Source organism: Micropruina glycogenica (genome assembly GCF_900289045.1).
GTDB classification, from domain to species: Bacteria; Actinomycetota; Actinomycetes; order Propionibacteriales; family Propionibacteriaceae; genus Micropruina; species Micropruina glycogenica.
In genome coordinates this window covers 1,797,405-1,816,203 of the sequence record NZ_LT985188.1, presented here as the reverse complement: position 1 = coordinate 1,816,203, position 18,799 = coordinate 1,797,405, and the positions used below count along the sequence as shown (strand labels likewise).

Genomic DNA, 18,799 nt, shown 5'->3' with positions numbered 1-18,799 from the left:
CAAAGTGCTGTCTAGCTATGAGGAAGCCACGGGCGCACAGTGGAGGCATGAGAACGATTGGCCTGATCGGCGGCATGAGTTGGCACTCGACGATGACCTACTACCGGCTGCTCAACGAGTCGGTGGCCAACGAGTTGGGCGGGCATGCCTCGGCGCGCATCGTGCTGCAGTCGCTCGACTTCGCCGAGGTGCGGGCCTGCCAGGTGACTGGCGACTGGCAGACTGCGGTCCGGCTGCTCGCGGACGCCGCGGTCGCCTGCCAGAACGGCGGCGCCGACGTGGTGGCGATCTGCACCAACCTCATGCACAAGGTGGCGCCCGCGGTCGAGGCGGCACTGACCGTGCCGCTGCTGCACATCGCCGACGCGGTGGCCGCCGAGGCCACCCGGCAGGGCTGCACCAGATTGGGCATCCTGGGCACGAAGTGGACGATGCAGGAACGGTTCTACGCCGACCGGCTCGCGCGGCACGGCATCGAGGTTGTGGTGCCCGGCGTCGACGACTGCGACCTGATCGACCGGGTGATCTTCGACGAGCTCACCCAGGGCGTGATTCGCGACGAGTCCCGGGCCGCCTATCAACGGGTGATCGATCGGCTGGCCGGCTGTGGAGCGCAGGCGGTGGTGCTGGCCTGCACCGAGATCGGTCTGCTGCTGGCTCCCGGCCAGAGCGCGCTGCCGATGATCGACAGTGCCGAGGCGCACGCCGCCGAGCTGGCCCGGGTGGCCTTGGCCGTGCCCGCCTGACTAGCGGGTTTGAACTCCCGCCGATCGATTTTGAACACTTTCACCGCCGCGGGCACAAGCTGATGGCGTGGAGCGATCGGCGGTGTGGCGGGCGGGTGAGGTGGCGGCCGTCCAGTACCTGGTGAAACAGGGCTGGACGATCGTCGCCCGCAATTGGCGGTGTTCGCTGGGCGAACTCGACATCGTGGCCCGCACGCCCGGGCCCGACCCGGTGCTGGTGTTCTGCGAGGTGAAGTGCCGCAGCGGCCTGGGCTTCGGCGACCCGCTCGAGGCCATCACGTGGCGCAAGCTCAACAAGCTGCGCGACCTGGCCCTCACCTGGCTGGCCGAGCAGCCGGGTTGGGTGCCCCGCTACCGCTTGGACGCGATCGGCGTGCTGCTGCCGCGCGACGGACGGCCGCAGGTCACCCATGTGCAGGGGGTGGCGCCGTGAGCACCGCGCGGGCCTACTCGGTGGCCCTGGTGGGGGTCGAGGGCGCGATCGTCGAGGTCGAGGCGGCGATCGGCGGCGGGCTGCCCCGCATGGTGATCGTGGGGCTGGCCGACGCGGCCCTGGCTGAGGCGCGCGAACGGTGCCGGGCGGCGGTGCATTCCAAGGGCCTGGGCTGGCCGGCGCAACTGGTCACGGTCAACCTCTCGCCGGCCACGCTGCCGAAGGCGGGGTCGCACTTCGACCTGGCCATCGTCAGTTCGGTGTGCGCGGCCGCCGAGCGGTTCGACCCCGCGGTGCTCGATGACCTGGTGCTGCTGGGCGAACTGGGCCTCGACGGCCGGGTGCGACCGGTGCGCGGGCTGCTGCCGGCCCTGCTCGCGGCGGTGGCGGCGGGCTTCGGCACCGCCATCGTGCCCGCGGCGCAGTTGCGCGAGGCCCAGCTGGTCGAGGGGCTCACGGTGTGGGGCGTGGCTGACCTGCTCGACCTGGTCGCGGTGCTGCTGGGCAATCCGCCCGACCAGCACCCGGTGGCCGAACCCGAGGCCGAGGCCCAGCCGACGACGGGCAAAGACCTGATCGACGTGGCCGGCCAGCTCGAGGCCAAGTGGGCGCTCGAGGTGGCGGCCGCCGGCCGCCACCACCTGTTCATGCACGGCCCGCCGGGTGTCGGCAAGACCCTGCTGGCCGAGCGGTTGCCCGGCCTTCTGCCCGACCTCGACGCGTCGGAGTCGCTCGAGGTGTCGGCGATCCATTCGCTGGCGGGCCTGCCGCTGCACGACGGGCTGATCCGGCGACCGCCGTACGCCGACCCGCACCACTCGGCCTCGCTGGCCAGCGTGGTGGGCGGGGGAGCGCGCATGGCGCTGCCGGGCAGCATCAGCCGCGCCCATCGCGGGGTGTTGTTCCTCGACGAAGCGCCCGAGTTTCCGCCTCGGGTGATCGAGGCGCTGCGGGTGCCGCTTGAGTCCGGACGGGTGGTGCTGGGCCGGGCGATGGTGCATGCGGTGTACCCGGCGTCGTTTCAGCTCGTGCTGGCGGCGAACCCCTGCCCGTGCGGCAACGCCGTCACTCGCGGTGCGCAGTGCCGCTGTGCGCCGATGGCCGTGCGCCGCTACGCCGAACGCATCTCGGGGCCGATTCTCGACCGCATCGACATTCACCACCACCTCACACCGATGAGCCGCGCATACCTGAAGGCCGCGCAGGCGGGCGGCGAACCCACCGCGGTGGTGGCGGCCCGGGTCGCCGAGGCGCGCGCTCGGCAGCGTCGGCGGCTGGCCGAGCACGGCTGGCGCACCAACGGAGAAGTGCCGGGCCCGGCGCTGCGCCGCCTGCTGCCGCTGCCCCGGGGCATCGAACTGGTCGACGAGGCCGTCACCCGTGGTCTGCTGTCGGCCCGTGGTGTCGACAAGGTCGTGCGCTTGGCCTGGACCATCGGCGATCTGGCCGGGGTGGATCGGCCGACGCGCGACCACCTGCACACGGCGCTGGCCATGCGCCGCGGCGAACAGCTGGGGGTGATGAGCGATGCGCGAGCGTGACGCCCGTATGGCGCTGTGCTGCACGGTCGAACCCGCCACCATCGACATCACCCGCCAGGTGCAGCAGCAGGGGGCCGAGGCGATCTGGCAGGGCCTGGTGCAGCCGTCGTCGCGCTCACGCTGGGCCAGGCGTGCCCAGGCGTTCGACCTGGCCGACATGCAGGCGGCCACCGATCGGCTACGGCTGCGCTTCATCGTGCCGGGCGACGACGAGTGGCCGGCGGCGTTGGGCGACCTGAGCGGGTGCGAGCCGGTCAACGACATGGGCGGAGCCCCGTTCGGGCTGTGGGTGCGCGGGGCGGTGCCACTGGCCGAGGCGGTCGAGCGGTCGGTCGCCGTCGTGGGGTCGCGGGCGTGCACCGCCTACGGTCAGAGCGTCACCACCGACCTGGCCGCCGGCCTGGGCGCGCATGGGGTCACCGTGGTGAGCGGAGGCGCCTACGGCATCGACGCGGCCGCTCATGCCGGCGCGTTGGCCGCCGAGGCGGTGACGGTGGCCGTGATGGCGGGCGGCCTCGACCAGCCGTACCCGAGCGGCAACAGCGGCCTGTTGCAGCGGGTCGCGGCGGCGGGCGTGCTGGCCAGCGAGTTGCCGCCGTTCGAGAAACCCACCCGGGTGCGCTTCCTGGGCCGCAATCGGCTGATCGCCGCGCTGACCCCGGCCACCGTGCTGGTCGAAGCCGCGCTGCGCAGTGGAGCCCGCAACACGGTCAGTTGGGCCACCAGCTGCAACCGGGTGGTGTTGGCCGTGCCCGGGCCGGTGCACAGCGCGACCTCGGCCACGCCGCACCGGCTGATCCGCGAGGCCGAGGCGGTGCTGTGCAGCGGGGTCGACGACGTGCTCGAGGTGATCGAACCGCTGGGCCGCTCACAGGCGTCCAGGCCCAGCCAGCAGCGGCCGCTCGACGATCTGAGCACCGAGGAACTGGCCGTGTTCGAGGCGCTGCCGGCGCGCCGGCCGATGCCCACAGGTGAGGTGTCACTGCGGGCGGGGGTGCCGTTGGGGGCGTGCCTCGGCGTGCTCGACCAACTTGGCGAGCGCGGCCTGGTGGCGTTGCACGCCGACGGCTGGCGGCTGGCCCGGGCGCCGAGTGCGCGCTCAGTCCCTCGCACGGGTGACTGACGTAGCAACTATCGAGGTCTAGGGTTCTTCTTGTCGGGGGGACACATAGAGACGCCGAAGACCGGATCGTTCCAAACCGGGGGGAACGGATCGATCCGGTCAACGGCGTGTCACTCGCCTTCTCATGTCGCTGTGAAGGTTCTTCACATCGTCTGTGAAGGTTCAAGCTCCACGTATCAACCGGGCCGGCCTGCGGCTCCGATGGTGTGGGTGGACGGTTCCTGGGTGATTTCGCCCGGCACCGCCGATCACCTCCCGGAGCGAAAGGACGAGCCAGATGTTCGACTACCGAACCAACTGCGAGCGGTGCGGTCGCGACCTGGCGATCGACGATCATCAGGTGTACGTCTGCTCGTTCGAGTGCACCTGGAGCGCCGACTGTGCGGCCACTTTTCCCGACCACGGCTGCCCCAACTGCGGCGGCAACCTGTACTTGCGGCCGATTCGACCCCGCCACCTGCAGAGCCACCAGAACGGCTCAGGGCGGCTGCATTCCGATTGCCTGTTGCTGGCCGCGCGCAGCGCTTGACCGTTTGCGCGTCGCGTTGGGCCTGACCGGCGAGCGATACCTGGGTGCCATCGCTCCCGCCACGAGTGTCGTGTCGCTCAAGGCCGACGAGAGAGGTGTACCGGGTCGTCCATTGATCGAGGAGAACGCCGCGACGTGCGTGCTCCGGTGCCGCGAAACGGCAAGAGACTTGGGCGACACGACACTAGGCTGGCGGCATGCTCATCATCGGGCTCATTCTGTTCGGCATGCTCGTCGGCGCCGCGGCTCAACTGATCCTCGGCAAACGGGGCCACATCGATTGGCCGACGGCCTTCGCGTCGGGCATCGCGGGATCGTTCGTGGGTGGCCTGCTGATCAGCCTGATCGCGGGCGACGGCCTCGAGCTGCGGCCGTCCGGCCTGATCGGTTCGCTGGTCGGCGCCGTTATCGTCACGGCCGGCTGGTACTGGTACCGGTCGAGGCGCTCGGCGTGATCGGTCGCCTTCCGCGGCATGGCTGACGACTCCCGGCGGGGCGCGATGAATCGGGCCCTCACCGGTTTCACATCCACGATCTTCGCCGAGATGTCGGCGCTCGCCTTGGCCACCGACTCGGTCAACCTGGGTCAGGGCTTTCCCGACTTCGACGGCCCGCAGAGCGTGCTCGATCGGGCCCGTCAGGCGATCGCCGAGGGCGTCAACCAGTACCCGCCCGGCCCGGGTTCTGCGGTGCTGCGTCAAGCCATTGCCGACCATCAAAGCCGTTGGTACGGCGTCGGCCTCGACCCCGACCACGAGGTGTTGGTCACCGCCGGCGCGACCGAGGCGATCGCGGCCACGATGCTCGGCCTGCTCGAGCCGGGCGACGAGGTGGTCATGCTCGAGCCGTACTACGACTCGTACGCCGCCATGGTGTCGCTGGCCGGGGGAGTCCGTTGCCCGGTGCGCCTCGAGCCGCCGTCGTTCGCGCTGCCACGCGAACGTTTGGCGGCTGCGATCGGTCCCGCCACCCGGGTGCTGCTGCTCAACTCGCCGCACAACCCGACCGGCATGGTGCTCAGCGCCGACGACCTGGGCTTCGTCGCCGACCTGGCGCAGCGCCACGACCTGATCGTGGTGACCGACGAGGTCTACGAGCACCTGACCTTCGACGGCGTGCCGCATGTGCCGCTCTGCACGCTGCCCGGCATGGCCGGCCGCACGCTGACAATCTCGTCGGCCGGCAAGACCTTCTCGGTGACCGGTTGGAAGATCGGCTGGGTGAGCGGGCCAGCCGAGCTGGTGGCCGCCGTCCGAGCCGCGAAGCAGTTTCTGACCTACGTGAACGGAGCGCCCTTTCAGCCGGCGGTGGCCGAGGCGCTGGCGCTGCCCGACGCCTACTTCGAGGGCTTCCGGGCGTCGCTGCAGGCCAAGCGCGACCGGTTGATCGACGGCCTCGAGGGCGTGGGCGTCGAGGTGTATCGGCCGTCCGCCACCTACTTCGTGGTGGCCGACGCCCGCAGCCTGGGCTATGCCGACGGCTACGACCTGTGCCGGGCGCTGCCCGGGTTGTGCGGCGTGGTCGCGGTGCCGCTGTCGGTGTTCTACGACGACCCGGACGGCGCGCGGCACCTGGTGCGGTTCGCCTTCTGCAAGCGCGACGAGGTGCTCGACGAAGCCGTCCGCCGGCTGCGCACGCTGCGCGGCTGACTCGCCCGCGCTGGCCCTGCAGCTAGGCAGAATTACCCAGCCGTCGAAGCCTTGCGTCGCAAGGGAATCGTGACTAGTTTCGGCGCATCGGTCGACGGAAAGGGAGGATCCGAACGACCGCGGGGGGAGGGTCGTCGCCCAGCGTGCTCAACACGTCCGCGGGTTGCGTGCTCGAACGACAGCAACCTGCAGCAGGCCTACCTGGACGACGCGGAGGGCCGTTCCGTCGCAGCGCCGAGTCGGCGCCGGCGGACGGTTCCTCCAGAGGGTCACCGATCTGCCCCAGACCCAGGGTTCAGGCTGCGCGCACCGGTGAATCGATCAGACCCAGCCGCTCGAAGGCCACCACCAGGCCGGCCTGCTCCGGCGTGGGCACCACCAGGTCGGCCAGCGCCAACAGCTCGGGGACGCCGCCCTCGATGGCCACGCCGGTGCCCGCGTAGGCCACCATCTCGAGATCGTTGTGGCTGTCGCCGATGGCCACGATGTCGGCGCGATCGAGGCCGAAGTGCCGCTCGACCACCGCGATGCCCACCGACTTGTTCACCTCGGCCAGAAAGAACTCGCCCGCCTTGTCGCCCAGCGATCCGATCGAGCTGGGCACCACGCCGATCTCGGGGGCCAACTCGGTGGCCAGTCGGGCGGCGGGCACCAGCAGGTCGAAGCAGGTGACCTTGGCGAACGACTCGGCGGCCGGGTCGTCGGTGATGAGCAGCGGCGCCAGAATGCCGTCGGCCGCCTCGCCGAAACTGGCGGCGTGTTCGCCGGTGGTGAGCAGGTCGATCAGCCGTTGCCGCGCCGCGGGGGTGACGTACGCGGCGTCCGGGCCCTCGAGAATGTAGACGCCGCGGTAGGCCTCGAGCAGTTCGACGATGCGCGCGGCGAGGTAGGCCGGAAAGCGCCGATCGGCCAACACCTGACCGTCCACCTCGACGTAGCCGCCCGCGGCCGCGACCAGGCCGTCGAACACCGCCACGTCGTCGGCGGCCACCAGCGCCTTGGGGCGGCCCGTGCAGAGCAGCACCCGGTGGCCGTTGCGCTGGGCGCGGCGGACGGCCTCGACATGGGCGGCGGGAATCACCCCGTTGTGCGCGTAGGTTCCGTCGAAATCGATGAACACCGTCTTGCCCACGGGCGAGAACACTCCTGACTTGGCCTGCAACCGGATTCGATTGAAGTTTGTACTATCATTCTAGCCGATGTGACGAAAATAGTCAGCCGTCTCGTTCGTTCGGGTGTCCGTTGAGTGTGTGGGCGATAACCCGGGGACGGTTCTCGGTTTCGGTCCAGGTGGGCGGTGACGCGGAACCGTCCCCGGGTTTCGTCCCAGCCTTCCGATGGTTCGACTCGTCCCAACTAACTTGCTTTGCAAGGTAGTTGGTTCTACCATCTAGTACATGACGGCCGAACGCGACCCCTGGGCGTCCCAACTGCGCAAGGGAGTGCTCGAGCTCGCCGTGCTGGGCCTGCTGGCCGACGGGCCCCGCTACGGCTCCGCCCTGGTCGACGAACTGGCCGGACGGCCCGCGCTGGCGATCAGCCCCGGCACGGTTTACCCGCTGTTGGCCCGGCTGGCCAAGGGCGCGCTCGTGCACACCACGTGGCAGGAGTCGCCGGTCGGGCCGCCCCGCAAGTACTACGCGCTGACCGACGCCGGCCGCACCCGGCTGATCGACATGGCCGCCGCCTATCGCGCCGTTTCGCACGACCTCACCGACCTGTTGAAGGACCTACCCCGATGACCATTCGTTCACTCGACGAGCTCTCAGCCGCGGCCCGCAAAGCCGCTGACGAGGCGTTGGACCCTGCCCTGGCGGCGGCCCCGGCCCGCCTACGGGGCTCTCTGCGCGACGACCTGACCGCCCATCTGTGCGACCACCTCGACGCCGACGCCACCGCCGCCGACGTGCAGCGGATCGCCGCGTCGCTGGCCCCCGAGGGCGGCGAGGCGGGGTCGTGGCTCGACCGGGCCGGCGCCGGGTTCGTGCCGAAGGGCATGCTGGGCCGCATCGCCGCCACGTGGTGGAATCCGGCTGACGAACGGCTGCTGCTGCCTCGCGCGGTGGGCTGGGGGTGGGATCTCAACCTGGGCGCGGTCGCGGTACGACTGGGCCTGATCGAGCCCGACGCCGAGTCGGTGCCGTTCACCTCGACCGGCGATTCGGCCTTCCGCCTCGCCGCGACGCTGCCGGTCGCCCTGGCCGGAGCGACCGCGCTGCACTACCTGGTGCGCGGCCGCAGCCTGCCCGACCCGCTGCCCGCGCACTGGACGGCCACCGGACGCGCCGACCGCTGGACCAGCCGGCGCCGGGCCGCGGCCACCGACCTCACCATCGCCGCAGCCGGCGCCGGACTGGCGGCGTGGGCTGCGACGACCGACCGTCCGGGGCCGACCCGGGCGGGGGCGCTCACCGCCGCCACCATGGCGACGTCTTTGGGTGTAGGGGTGACCGGCCTGCGCACCTTGGGCGATCGGCCGAACCCCCTAGCCACCCCTGCCATGCTGGCCTCGTCGATGGTCGCCGTGGGGGTGGTGCTGGTCGGCCTGGCTCGCGCCGGGCGGGAAGCCGAGATCGCCCGCGACCTGCCGCGCGAGCGCTGAACAATCAGTCGTCGGCGTCGCGGTCGGCCAGCCGCAATGCGCGCCGGCGCTCGGCCTTGGCCCACCGCCGCTGCTGCAGTTCGGTGACCGGGTCGAGCTGGGGCACCGTCACCGAGCGTCCCTCGGCCTCGCGGGCCACCATGGCGAAGTAGCAGCTCGTGGTGTGCCGGCGCACGCCGCTGACGATGTCTTCGGCCTCGACCCGAATGCCCACCTCGAGCGACGACCGTCCGGTGTGGTTCACCGAGGCCAGAACGTGACCAGCTCGCCGACGTGCACCGGCTGGCGAAACACCACCCGGTCGACCGCGGCGGTGACGCAGTAGTGCCGGGTGAACCGGCTGGCGCACGAGTAGGCCACCTGATCGAGCACCTTGAGCAGGTGCCCGCCGTGCACGTTGCCGGCGAAGTTGGCCGTCTCCGGCGTCATCAACACGGTGAGCGTAAGGGTGTGCGGTTCGTGTTCTTCGATGGCCACGGCATCACTGTAGAGCGGGGCGGGCGGCCGTATCCGGCCGCGGTCGGTGCCGAGATGTGACAGGCTCCACGGCAGCACCGACTGCGAAGGAGACCGCGATGGCCGACGGCGCCGGATCGCCCGCCTATCTGGTCGGGCTGTTGCTGGCCGGACGGCGCGTGGTCGTCGTGGGTGCCGGACGGGTCGCCGCCCGCCGGGTGCCCCGGCTGGTCGAGGCGGGAGCCGTGGTCGAGGTGATCGCACCCGCGGTGCGGCCCGACCTTCAGGCGCTGGCCGACTCGGGGGCCCTCACGGTGCGCACGCGGCGATACCGCGCCGGTGATCTGGCGGGTGCCTGGTACGCGCTGGCGCTGACCGATGCGGCCGAGGTGAACGCCGCCGTGGTGGCCGAGGCCGAGGCCTGGCACACGTTCTGCGTGCGTGCCGACCGGGCCGACGAGGGTTCGGCCTGGACGCCCGCGAGCGGGCATGCCGAGGGGGTCACCGTGGCCACCATCACCAGTCACGATCCGCTGCGGGCGCGGCGCATTCGGGATCGGCTGGTCGAGGTCGTGGTCGGGGAAGGGTTGTGACCCCTCTCGCTGGTCGAGCTCATCGAGGCGCGGCGGTGAGGGGTCTTCGCACGGTCTCGACAAGCTCGACCAGCGAAGGGCCTCGACACGCTCGACCGGCGGCTAGCCGAGGGCGCGAATGCGCAGCGCCGTGGCGACCGCCCGTTCGAGGTTCGCGGGCCCCTCGCGCAGCGCATCGGCCAACGTGCCAGGCCCGCGAGTGATCGACTGCACGGCGACGAAACCCCTTCCCACGAGCTCGTCCGCGCCGTCGCCCAGCCGCCCGGCGAACGCGATCACCGGCACCCCGTGCCGGGCGGCCACCGCGGCCACCCCGGCGGGCGTCTTGCCGGCCAGGGTCTGCCGGTCGAGCGACCCCTCGCCGGTCAGCACCAGGTCGGCGCCCCGGACGGCGTCGTCCAGGCCCGCCGCCTCGGCAACCACCTCGACCCCCGGCCGCAACGTGGCACCCAGTGCCAGGAATGCGGCGCCGAGTCCGCCCGCCGCCCCTGAGCCGGGCAACTCGCGCACGTCGGGGCGTCCGGCCGCCACCAGCGCGTCGGCAACCCTGGCCAGCACGCCGTCGAGCACCGGTACCTGTTCGGGTGTCGCACCCTTTTGCGGGCCGAAGATCGCCGCGGCTCCCGACGGGCCGAGCAAGGGGTTGGTCACGTCGCAGGCCAGCTCGATGGTGGTGTCGGCCAGCCGCCTGTCGAGCGCGGTGAGGTCGACGTGGTCGAGGGCGAGCAGGGCCCCGGGACGGGGGTCGAGCACCGTGCCGTCCACGCCGAGCCAGATGGCGCCGAGCCCCGCCAGCAGGCCGGCGCCGCCGTCGGTGGTCACCGTGCCGCCGAGGCCGACGATCAGGCGGGTCGCGCCGGCGTCCAGGGCGTCGATCACGAGGGGGGCCACACCCGCCGAGTTGGCCCGCAGGGCGTCGCGGTCGGCCGGCTCGACCAGGCCGATGCCGACCGACTCGGCCACCTCGATCACGGCCAGTCCGTCGGCGGTCAGGCCGTAGCGGGCCTCGATGCGGCGGCCGAGGGCGTCGGCGGTGCGCACGGTGCGCCACTGGCCCTCGAGCGCGGCCATCAGCGCAGCGGTGGTGCCCTCGCCGCCGTCGGCCATCGGCACCTCGACGCACTCGGAGTCGGGGTGCACCGAGCGGACGCCCCTGGCCATCGCGGCCGCGGCGTCGGCGGCGGTCATCGACTCTTTGAACGAGTCGGGGGCGAGCACGACACGCATCGATCGACCGCCTCTCTGTTCGGGGTGCCTACGATCATGACACCTTGGGCCGGCGCGTCGGCTGCGGTTGAATCGGTTGATGCGAAAAGTTCTGATTCTGGGCGGCAACAGGTGGCTCGGTGCCCGGGTGGCGGCCCGCTGCCTGGCCGCCGGTGACGAGGTGACCTGCCTGGCCCGTACCGAGACGCCGCTGGTTCCGGCGGGGGCCCGGCTGGTTCAGGCCGACCGTCGCCGCCCTGGTGCCTACGACTCGGTGCTGGACGACTGGGACGAGGTCGTCGAACTGGCCTGGGCGACCGATGTGGTCGACTCGGCGCTGCAGGCGCTGGGTGATCGCGCGGCGCACTGGACCCTGGTGTCGACGGTGTCGGTCTACGCCCGCAACGACGAACCCAACGCCGACGAGGCCGCGGCGGTGGTCGAACCCGTCGACCTCGACGACTACGGCCAGGCGAAGGTTGCCGGCGAGCGGGCCTCGGCCGATCGGGTGCGCGACCGGCTGCTGATCGTGCGTCCGGGGCTGATCGCAGGCCCGGGCGACCCGAGCGACCGTTTCGGCTACTGGCCGGGGCGGCTGCGGCGCGGCGGTGACGTGCTGGTGCCCGAGGCGCCCAGCCTACGGGTTCAGGTGATCGACGTGGACGACCTGGCCGACTTCATCGCTACGGCCGGGCGGCGCGGCACCGTGGGCGTGGTGAACGCCGTCGGTGCCAGCCTGCCGTTCGCGCACGTGCTGACCCGCACGGCGGGCGTGACGGGCTTCGACGGACGGCTGGTGGCGGCGTCCGAGGAGTGGCTGCTGGCCCACGATGTCGGGTACTGGATGGGGGAGCGGTCGTTGCCGTTGTGGTTGCCGGCCACCAAGGTGGGCTTCGCCACCCGCAGCAACGCGGCGTACCGGGCGGCGGGAGGGGTCGTCCGGCCGATCGACGACACGATCGCCCGCGTGCTGGCCGACGAAGTGGAGCGCGGCCTCGACCGGGCACGCCGATCGGGGCTCGAGCCCTCCGAGGAGCGCGCCCTGCTGGCCCGACTCGCGCCACCCAACTCGCGCCACAGCACCCGGTGCTAGCTTGAGGCGCATCGACAATCTCCCCGCAATGACGCGGGCGACGTCGCGTCCGAATCCGTGAACCGAAGGAAACCTTCATGACCCAGCCCGAGCCGTCCACGCCCGTCACCGCCGCCGACCTCACCCTCGACGAGAAGGCCGCGCTGACCAGCGGCGCCGACTTCTGGACCACCAAGGGCGTCGCACGGCTGGGCGTGCCCTCGATGATGATGACGGACGGCCCGCACGGTCTGCGCAAGCAGGCGGCGAGCAGCGACCACCTGGGCCTGGCCGAGAGTGTTCCCGCCACCTGCTTTCCGCCGGCGGTGGGACTCGGCTCGAGTTTCGACCCCGAGCTGGCCCAGCGGGTGGGCGCGGCGCTGGGCGTCGAGTCGGCCGTCAACGACGTGGCGGTGATTCTGGGCCCGGGCATCAACATCAAGCGTTCCCCCTTGTGCGGACGCAATTTCGAGTACTTCTCAGAAGACCCGATCGTGGCCGGCGTGATGGGGGCCGCGCTGATCAAGGGCATTCAGTCGACGGGTGTCGGGGCTTCGCTGAAGCACTTCGCGGCCAACAACCAAGAAGACGACCGCATGCGGGTCAGCGCCGACATCGACGCCCGTCCGCTGCGCGAGATCTACCTGCGCGGGTTTCACCACGCCGTCACCGAGTCGCAGCCGTGGACGGTGATGTGCTCGTACAACCGCATCAACGGCGTGTACGCCTCGGAGGATCCGTGGCTGCTCACCGACGTGCTGCGCGGCGAGTGGGGCTTCGAGGGCCTGGTGGTCAGCGACTGGGGTGCGGTGAACGACCGGGTGGTCGGCCTGCCCGCCGGCCTCGATCTCGAAATGCCCGCCAGCGGCGGACGCACCGACGCCCAACTGGTCGCCGCCGTCCACGACGGACGACTCGACGAGGCGGCCCTCGACCTGGCCGCGAACCGGGTGCTGGACCTGATTCGCAAGGCGCAGGCGCGTCCCTCGATCGACGCGCTCGACGTGGACGCCCACCACGCCCTGGCCCGTGAGGCCGCCGGGCGCTCCATCGTGCTGCTCAAGAACGAGGGCGTGCTGCCGCTCGCGCCCACCGCACGCATCGCGGTGATCGGCGCGTTCGCCGAGCAGCCGCGGTACCAGGGCGCGGGCTCGTCGCTGATCAACCCGACCCGGCTCGACGCCGCGCTCACCGAGCTGCGTGCCCAGAGCGAGGGCGAGGTCACCTACGCGGCCGGTTTCACCCTCGACGGCTCGGGCGACGCCGCCGCGCTGACCGCCGAAGCCGTGGCCGCCGCCAAGCAGGCTGAGGTGGCCGTGGTGTTTCTGGGGCTGCCCGCCGACGAGGAGTCCGAGGGCTACGACCGCGACCACATGAACCTGCCCGCCGCGCAGCTCGCCCTGCTCGACGCGGTGCTGACGGCCAACCCGAACGTGGTGGTGGTGCTGAGCAACGGCGGCGCGGTGGCGCTGCCGTTCCGCGACCGGGTGCCCGCGATCGTCGAGGGCTGGCTGCTCGGCCAGGCCGGCGGCGGGGCCACCGCCGACGTGCTGTTCGGTGCGGTGAACCCCTCGGGCAAGCTCACCGAGACCATTCCGCTGCGGCTGCAGGACAACCCGAGCTACGGCAACTTTCCCGGCGAGTACGGCCACGTGCGCTACGGCGAAGGACTGTTCGTGGGCTACCGCTGGTACGACGAGCGCGAGCTCGACGTGGCCTACCCGTTCGGGCACGGCCTGTCGTACACGACGTTCGGGTACAGCGACGCTTCCGCGTCACTCGACGAGGGCGGCGACATCACCGTCACCCTGGACGTGACCAACACCGGAGCCGTGGCCGGCCGCGAGGTGGTGCAGCTCTACACGTCGCTGCCGGGTTCGTCTGTGCAGCGCCCGCCGCGGGAGTTGAAGGCGTTCGCCTCGGTCGACCTGCAGGCCGGCGAGACCAGGTCGGTCACACTCACCGTGCGCGCCCACGACCTGGCCTACTGGGACGTCCGGGTCGACCGCTGGGTGGTCGAGGGTGGCGCGTACACGGTCGAGGTCGGGGCGTCCAGTCGTGACCTGCGCGCGACCGCCACGGTCGAGGTGGCCGGCGACACGGTGCGCATTCCGCTCAGCCTGAACAGCTCGGTGGCCGATCTGATGGGCGACCCGATCGCCGGCCCGGTCGTGCAGCAGGTGATGGCCGGGGTGTTCGGCGGCGGCACCGAGGGCATGGACGCCGCGGGCGCCTCGATGATGGCCAACGACGAGGGTCTGGCCAAGATGTTGGGTTCGCTGCCGATCGGGCGGTTGGCGTCGTTTCCCGGGGCCCCGGTGACCCTCGACGACGTCCAGCAGCTGATCGACCGCGCGAACGCCGCCGGCTGACCGGTTGGGCGCGGCCCCGGCGGACGCCGATAGCATCGGGACGAACCTCTGAAAGAAGGCGATTCGCGCATGCCCAGCGGTATGAATGACGAGATGGAGCCCACGAGCGAGGGCGAGGCTAAAAGCCTCGACCTCGTGCAGCGGCTCACCGTGTCGGTGCTGGTGGGCGGCATCGTGGGGTTCGTCGCCAGCGTGCTCGCGCTCTACGTGGCGGGCCGCGGCCGCACCGACCTGCCCCGCGACTCGCAGCTGGGCCTCTGGGCGATGACGGGCGTGATCGGGCTGCTCGGGGCCGCCGGCGTGCTGCTGCTCAACCGCCAGAAGCCCTGGCATCCGGCGATCGTGCTGGGCCTGACGCCGATGATCGTGGCCGCCTTCTGGGTGTTCGGGTAGCACTCACACCCGATCGGCGCGGTTGCCGACCACCAGCCAGGTGAGCACCACCAGGGCCACCCCGCCGGCCACGACCAACGCGGCGGACGGTCGGGGCGCCAGCCACATCACCACGCCGAGCGCCGCGGCGCCCGCGACCAGCACCAGGCCCCGGCCGTGGCCGGCGGCGAGGGCGCGCAGCTCGACCCGGCACGTCCAGGCCGTCCGTTCGGCCCACCAGGCCAGCTCGTGGGCCGTGTAGCCCAGCGGAATCAGCACGAACACGACCGGGTCGAAGGGTCCGCTGCCGGCCAACGCGAACAGCAGCCCGCTCACCACCAGCGTGGTCTGCGCCACCAGGGTGGACGGACGCGCGGCCATCAGCGCCGTGGCCACCACCACGATGGTCCACCCCAGCCAGGCGCCCACGCCCGAGCGCTGCAGGCAGATCGTGGCCAGCGTCGCTGTGGCGACCGCGGCCAGGGCGCGCAGCGCCCACCCGGGAACCGCGGGGCCGAGGTCGACCTGCACCGCCGGCCGGGGTCGCCAGCCCTGATCGGGCAGCCGGGCCAGCACCGGAATCTCGGCCCGCAACGTGCGCAGCCACCTGGTCATCGCCAGTCCCGCTGCCGAGCCGCCACACGGGCGAGTGCGTCGAGCGTGGCGGCCGCCCGGGTGCGGCCGGAGGCTGCCCAGCGCACGACCGGAACACCTTCGCGGGCCAGGCCGTCGAGCCGCAGCCGCCGTTCCAGGCCCACGATGCGCCAGGCGATGGCCAGGTTGGGCTGGCTGACCGGCCGCACGTCCGGCAGCGTGTCGACCACCACCACCGGGTGGCCCATGCTGCGCCAGGTGCGCACCAGGTGGGCGATGGCGTCGTCGAGCATGGTGCTGAACAGGTAGATCATGGCGTCCGCAGGCACCTGCGGCCCACGCACCCTTGCACTCGGCTCGCCCGCCGGGGCCGCGAGCGCGAGCCCGTGCAGCACGCGGCGCAGGTGGCGCCGTCCGGTCGCGGGCGGTAACGCACGCACGTTGCGGCCGAGATCGACCAGCCCCACCCGGTCGCCGTGCGCGACGAGCGCCTGGGCCACGCTGGCTGCGGCCGTGCGGGCCAGATCGAGCGAACTCGCCTCGTCGACGCGGCTTTCACCGAAACCGCGCCAGGTGTGCACGTCGGGGCCCACGTCGTCGCGCGAGTCGACGACCAGCATCACGGCGGCTTCGGCGTCGGCGAAGGTGCGGCGCACGTACAGCGTGTCGAGGTCGGGTGAGCGACGTGCCGTGGCCCGCCAGTCGATGCGTTTGAGCCGGTCGCCGGGCACGAAGGGGTGCACGTCGCGCAGTTCGCTGCCGTCGCCGAACCGCCGCGACACCCGCGGGCCGGTCAGGCCGCGCAGCCGGCGCGGCACGGGCACCCGGGTCAGCGGGGTGACGGTGGGCAGCACCAGCCGCGTCGAGTCGCCCACCCCAGGGGCCTCGCACTCCCAGCCGTCGCTGTAGCCGCGCACATCTGCCAGGGCGGTGCGCTGAGGGCCGGTGCGGCGCGAGGCCAGTTCGAGGGTGAACGTGCGCCCGCCCTGCGTCGGCAGCCGGGCGACGAACTCGGTGGTGCGGTGACCCGGGGCGGTGACGCGCACGTGGGCCAACTCGCCGCCCGAGACGCGAATCGCCGACGTGATGCCGTCGAGCGACTCGTCGGCGGCGGGCTGTTCGCCGACCAGCAGCGGTGCCGGGGCGGGCCGGGTGCGGGCGAACACGGCACCGAGCATGGCCGGCAGGCCGAGCAGCGCCACGTCGGCCCGTCCGAACGCCAGCCCGGCCAGCAGCAGCACGATGCCGGCCACCAGCGCCGCCTCGTGCCGGCCGGCCTCGTGCCAGGCCCGGCGGACGGCGGCCATCAGCCCTGCCGAACGGTGGACGGCGTCGGCACCGAGGCCAGTAGCCCGGTGACCACATCTTCGGGGCGGCGCCCGGACGCCCACGACGTCGCGGTCAGGGTCAGCCGGTGGGCCAACACCGGCACCGCGACCTGCTTGACGTCTTCGGGCAGCACCAGTTCGCGGCCCTCGAGCACGGCGACGGCACGGGCCAGCAGCATCAGGTTCTGCGAACCACGCGGCGAAGCGCCGACCTCGAGCGCCGGATGGTTGCGGGTCGCGGCCACCAGGTCGACGCAGTAGCCGACCACGTCGGGGTCGACGTCAAGGGCTTCGACGCCGCCCTGCATGGCCAGCACGGTGCTCGCCTCGACTACCTGACGCACCGGCGCAGCCTCCTGCTGCCGGGCGATTCGCCGGGTGAGCACCTCGCGCTCGCCGGCGCCGGTGGGGTAGCCGACCGCGAGCCGCACCATGAACCGGTCGAGTTGGGCTTCAGGCAACGGGTAGGTGCCCTCGTACTCGACGGGGTTCGAGGTCGCCATCACGTGAAACGGTTGCGGCAGCGCACGGCTGACGCCCTCGACGGTGACCTGCCGTTCGGCCATCGCTTCGAGGAGCGCCGATTGGGTCTTGGGGGCGGTGCGGTTGATTTCGTCGGCCAGGAACAGGCCGGTGAACACCGGGCCGGGCCGAAACACGAAATCACGGCGCTCCGGATCCCACACGCTCGACCCGGTGACGTCGCTGGGCAGCAGGTCGGGGGTGCATTGCAGCCTGGCGAAATCGAGGCCCAGGGTGGTGGCGAGGCTGCGGGCGGCCAGGGTCTTGCCGGTGCCCGGCACATCTTCGAACAACACGTGGCCACCGGCCAGCACGGTGGCCAGGGCGATGCGCAGCGGGTCGTCCATGCCCACCACCGCGGTGCCGACCTCGGCCAGAATCGCGTCGCCGAGTCGAGCCACCTCGGCAACAGTGAGGGGGTCGTGCGTCATCGCGTGGTCCTTTCGTCGCTCAGCCGGTCGATCGCGTCGAGCCAGAGTTGCAGGGTGCGCGCCGTGGGGCGCTCGTCGTGGGCCAGGCCGGACGCGATCGCGGGGCCCAGTCGCCGTTCGACCTCCGGCCATTGCGCGGGGTCGGTGGCGTCGATGCCCAGCACGGCCAGCCGGGCGACCGCGAGGCGGTGCACACGGTCGGCGACGGCGGCGTCCACCCGCCGGCTGTGGTCGAACACCTGCCACGAGAGGTCGCTCACCACGGCGCGGCCGCCGGCCCGCATCGGGCTCTGCCGAGCGGGCCAGACGGGTTCGTAGTCGTCGATCATCCGGGCGCTCAGCAGCAGCGCGGCGAGCAGCAGCAGGGCGAGCAGGGCCGCGTGGGTGGCGTCCAGAACGCCGGTGATGGCCAGCACGGTGCCGAGCGCGACGCTGCCCACCACGCGCAGCACCAGAGCCTTGCCGGTCACGGCCGGCCCTCGGGGGTGGGTTCGGCCGGCGCGGCGGCGTCGAGGGCGGCGGCGATGGCGGCCAGCGCGGTGCGGGCCGCGTCGACGTCGGCCGCACTCACCGGACGCCGGGTGAACCGGGCCCGCTGGTAGAGGCCGCGGAGCGTGACGACGGCCTCGGGTGGCGCGGGGGTGGCGGCGAGCAGGTCGGTGGTGAACTCGGTGCTGGTCTGCGCGGGCCCACGCGCGGCGCCCTGCAGCGACGCTTCGTGCTCGAGCGCCACCCACGCCGCAACCACCGCGTCGCCGGGTTCGGTGATGCCGGCCAGTTGCGCCTCGGCCCGTTGCACCGCGTTGACCAGCGCTTCGAGGTCGACGACCGGTACCCCGGCGAGCACCGTGCCCTGGGCCATTCGGTCGGCCGGCACCGGCTCGTCGGTCGGGCGCCAGGCGTTGCGCAGCCGCCGGATCACCCGGTAGGTCAGGTAGGCCACGATGCTGATCGCCAGCACGATCAGCGTGGGCGTCACCCAACTGCCGAGAGCAATGGTGGGGAACTGGTCGGGCGGTAACACCGCGTCGGGGGTGCCGCTGACCCGCGGCTCGGGCGACGGCATCTCGGCGTCGGGATCGATGTCCGGCAGCGACAGCGTGACCACCCAGGGGGTGGCCGATGCGGCGCCCAGCAGCACCAGCACGACGGCGGCGACGACGCCGACGCGAATCGTGCCCGCACGCAGTTGCATCGCCCCATTCTGCTGGCCGCGCGTCGATCGAGAAA

22 protein-coding genes are annotated in these 18,799 nt (G+C 72.1%); 13 read left to right on the top strand and 9 right to left on the bottom strand.

Going from position 1 to position 18,799, the window contains the following annotated elements:
* The first annotated feature begins 47 nt into the window (after window positions 1-47).
* The 7 genes from MPLG2_RS08490 to MPLG2_RS08460 all read left to right on the top strand — a co-directional run bounded on the left by MPLG2_RS08490 (window position 48) and on the right by MPLG2_RS08460 (window position 6,021).
* Window positions 48-746: an aspartate/glutamate racemase family protein gene (locus tag MPLG2_RS08490; RefSeq protein WP_105185751.1), complete on the top strand. Its 699-nt coding sequence runs from the start codon at window positions 48-50 to the stop codon at window positions 744-746.
* Between the two features lie 67 nt (window positions 747-813).
* Window positions 814-1,179 (top strand): YraN family protein, encoded by a 366-nt coding sequence (locus MPLG2_RS08485; RefSeq protein WP_105185750.1) that lies wholly within the window; start codon window positions 814-816, stop codon window positions 1,177-1,179.
* Window positions 1,176-2,720, top strand: a complete 1,545-nt coding sequence (locus tag MPLG2_RS08480; protein WP_105185749.1) for a YifB family Mg chelatase-like AAA ATPase — start codon at window positions 1,176-1,178, stop codon at window positions 2,718-2,720. Before MPLG2_RS08485 ends, MPLG2_RS08480 begins: the two co-directional genes overlap by 4 nt.
* A complete protein-coding gene (gene dprA, locus MPLG2_RS08475) occupies window positions 2,707-3,843 on the top strand; it encodes a DNA-processing protein DprA (protein WP_105185748.1) in 1,137 nt (378 codons plus the stop codon). The genes MPLG2_RS08480 and dprA overlap by 14 nt, the downstream gene beginning before the upstream one ends.
* Window positions 3,844-4,120: 277 nt before the next feature.
* The gene (locus tag MPLG2_RS08470) at window positions 4,121-4,372 is read left to right on the top strand and encodes a DUF1272 domain-containing protein (protein WP_105185747.1); all 252 of its coding nucleotides are present in this window, start codon (window positions 4,121-4,123) and stop codon (window positions 4,370-4,372) included.
* Between the two features lie 197 nt (window positions 4,373-4,569).
* Window positions 4,570-4,827, top strand: a complete 258-nt coding sequence (locus tag MPLG2_RS08465) for a GlsB/YeaQ/YmgE family stress response membrane protein (RefSeq protein WP_105185746.1) — start codon at window positions 4,570-4,572, stop codon at window positions 4,825-4,827.
* A gap of 18 nt (window positions 4,828-4,845) precedes the next feature.
* Window positions 4,846-6,021 (top strand): pyridoxal phosphate-dependent aminotransferase, encoded by a 1,176-nt coding sequence (locus MPLG2_RS08460; protein ID WP_231935919.1) that lies wholly within the window; start codon window positions 4,846-4,848, stop codon window positions 6,019-6,021.
* A 295-nt stretch (window positions 6,022-6,316) separates the two neighbouring features.
* Here MPLG2_RS08460 and MPLG2_RS08455 read toward each other — a convergent pair whose 3' ends face one another.
* Entirely contained in the window at window positions 6,317-7,183 is an 867-nt protein-coding gene (locus MPLG2_RS08455) for an HAD hydrolase family protein (protein ID WP_197710126.1), read from the bottom strand.
* A 235-nt stretch (window positions 7,184-7,418) separates the two neighbouring features.
* Here MPLG2_RS08455 and MPLG2_RS08450 point away from each other — a divergent pair, with 235 nt between their 5' ends.
* Together MPLG2_RS08450 and MPLG2_RS08445 are read left to right on the top strand one after the other, a co-directional pair.
* Complete coding sequence (locus MPLG2_RS08450) at window positions 7,419-7,763, top strand: PadR family transcriptional regulator (RefSeq protein WP_105185744.1); 345 nt, start codon at window positions 7,419-7,421, stop codon at window positions 7,761-7,763.
* Window positions 7,760-8,623 carry a DUF5808 domain-containing protein gene (locus MPLG2_RS08445; RefSeq protein WP_105185743.1) on the top strand — a complete coding sequence of 288 codons (864 nt, stop codon included), beginning with the start codon at window positions 7,760-7,762 and terminating at the stop codon, window positions 8,621-8,623. The genes MPLG2_RS08450 and MPLG2_RS08445 overlap by 4 nt, the downstream gene beginning before the upstream one ends.
* 4 nt (window positions 8,624-8,627) lie before the next feature.
* Here the strand turns inward: MPLG2_RS08445 and MPLG2_RS18995 are convergent, their stop codons facing one another.
* Together MPLG2_RS18995 and MPLG2_RS18990 are read right to left on the bottom strand one after the other, a co-directional pair.
* The gene (locus tag MPLG2_RS18995; RefSeq protein WP_197710125.1) at window positions 8,628-8,867 is read right to left on the bottom strand and encodes an acyl-CoA thioesterase; all 240 of its coding nucleotides are present in this window, start codon (window positions 8,865-8,867) and stop codon (window positions 8,628-8,630) included.
* The gene (locus MPLG2_RS18990; protein ID WP_197710124.1) at window positions 8,864-9,100 is read right to left on the bottom strand and encodes an acyl-CoA thioesterase; all 237 of its coding nucleotides are present in this window, start codon (window positions 9,098-9,100) and stop codon (window positions 8,864-8,866) included. Before MPLG2_RS18990 ends, MPLG2_RS18995 begins: the two co-directional genes overlap by 4 nt.
* Window positions 9,101-9,198: 98 nt before the next feature.
* Here MPLG2_RS18990 and MPLG2_RS08435 point away from each other — a divergent pair, with 98 nt between their 5' ends.
* Window positions 9,199-9,672 (top strand): NAD(P)-dependent oxidoreductase, encoded by a 474-nt coding sequence (locus MPLG2_RS08435; RefSeq protein ID WP_105185742.1) that lies wholly within the window; start codon window positions 9,199-9,201, stop codon window positions 9,670-9,672.
* A 102-nt stretch (window positions 9,673-9,774) separates the two neighbouring features.
* Here MPLG2_RS08435 and MPLG2_RS08430 read toward each other — a convergent pair whose 3' ends face one another.
* Window positions 9,775-10,899, bottom strand: a complete 1,125-nt coding sequence (locus MPLG2_RS08430) for a glycerate kinase (protein WP_105185741.1) — start codon at window positions 10,897-10,899, stop codon at window positions 9,775-9,777.
* A 79-nt stretch (window positions 10,900-10,978) separates the two neighbouring features.
* Here MPLG2_RS08430 and MPLG2_RS08425 point away from each other — a divergent pair, with 79 nt between their 5' ends.
* The 3 genes from MPLG2_RS08425 (at window position 10,979) to MPLG2_RS08415 (ending at window position 14,715) form a co-directional block, all read left to right on the top strand.
* Window positions 10,979-11,971: an NAD-dependent epimerase/dehydratase family protein gene (locus MPLG2_RS08425; RefSeq protein WP_105185740.1), complete on the top strand. Its 993-nt coding sequence runs from the start codon at window positions 10,979-10,981 to the stop codon at window positions 11,969-11,971.
* Between the two features lie 77 nt (window positions 11,972-12,048).
* Entirely contained in the window at window positions 12,049-14,322 is a 2,274-nt protein-coding gene (locus MPLG2_RS08420) for a glycoside hydrolase family 3 C-terminal domain-containing protein (RefSeq protein WP_105185739.1), read from the top strand.
* A gap of 69 nt (window positions 14,323-14,391) precedes the next feature.
* The gene (locus MPLG2_RS08415) at window positions 14,392-14,715 is read left to right on the top strand and encodes a hypothetical protein (RefSeq protein ID WP_158680992.1); all 324 of its coding nucleotides are present in this window, start codon (window positions 14,392-14,394) and stop codon (window positions 14,713-14,715) included.
* A gap of 3 nt (window positions 14,716-14,718) precedes the next feature.
* Here the strand turns inward: MPLG2_RS08415 and MPLG2_RS08410 are convergent, their stop codons facing one another.
* From MPLG2_RS08410 to MPLG2_RS08390, 5 genes are read right to left on the bottom strand one after another with little or no spacing between them, the layout of a single operon-like run.
* Window positions 14,719-15,309: a hypothetical protein gene (locus MPLG2_RS08410; RefSeq protein ID WP_105185737.1), complete on the bottom strand. Its 591-nt coding sequence runs from the start codon at window positions 15,307-15,309 to the stop codon at window positions 14,719-14,721.
* Complete coding sequence (locus tag MPLG2_RS08405) at window positions 15,306-16,595, bottom strand: DUF58 domain-containing protein (RefSeq protein WP_105185736.1); 1,290 nt, start codon at window positions 16,593-16,595, stop codon at window positions 15,306-15,308. The genes MPLG2_RS08410 and MPLG2_RS08405 overlap by 4 nt, the downstream gene beginning before the upstream one ends.
* Window positions 16,595-17,569, bottom strand: a complete 975-nt coding sequence (locus MPLG2_RS08400; protein ID WP_105185735.1) for an AAA family ATPase — start codon at window positions 17,567-17,569, stop codon at window positions 16,595-16,597. Before MPLG2_RS08400 ends, MPLG2_RS08405 begins: the two co-directional genes overlap by 1 nt.
* Window positions 17,566-18,039 (bottom strand): hypothetical protein, encoded by a 474-nt coding sequence (locus MPLG2_RS08395; protein ID WP_105185734.1) that lies wholly within the window; start codon window positions 18,037-18,039, stop codon window positions 17,566-17,568. Before MPLG2_RS08395 ends, MPLG2_RS08400 begins: the two co-directional genes overlap by 4 nt.
* The gene (locus MPLG2_RS08390; RefSeq protein WP_158680990.1) at window positions 18,036-18,764 is read right to left on the bottom strand and encodes a DUF4129 domain-containing protein; all 729 of its coding nucleotides are present in this window, start codon (window positions 18,762-18,764) and stop codon (window positions 18,036-18,038) included. Before MPLG2_RS08390 ends, MPLG2_RS08395 begins: the two co-directional genes overlap by 4 nt.
* Between the last annotated feature and the right edge of the window lie 35 nt (window positions 18,765-18,799).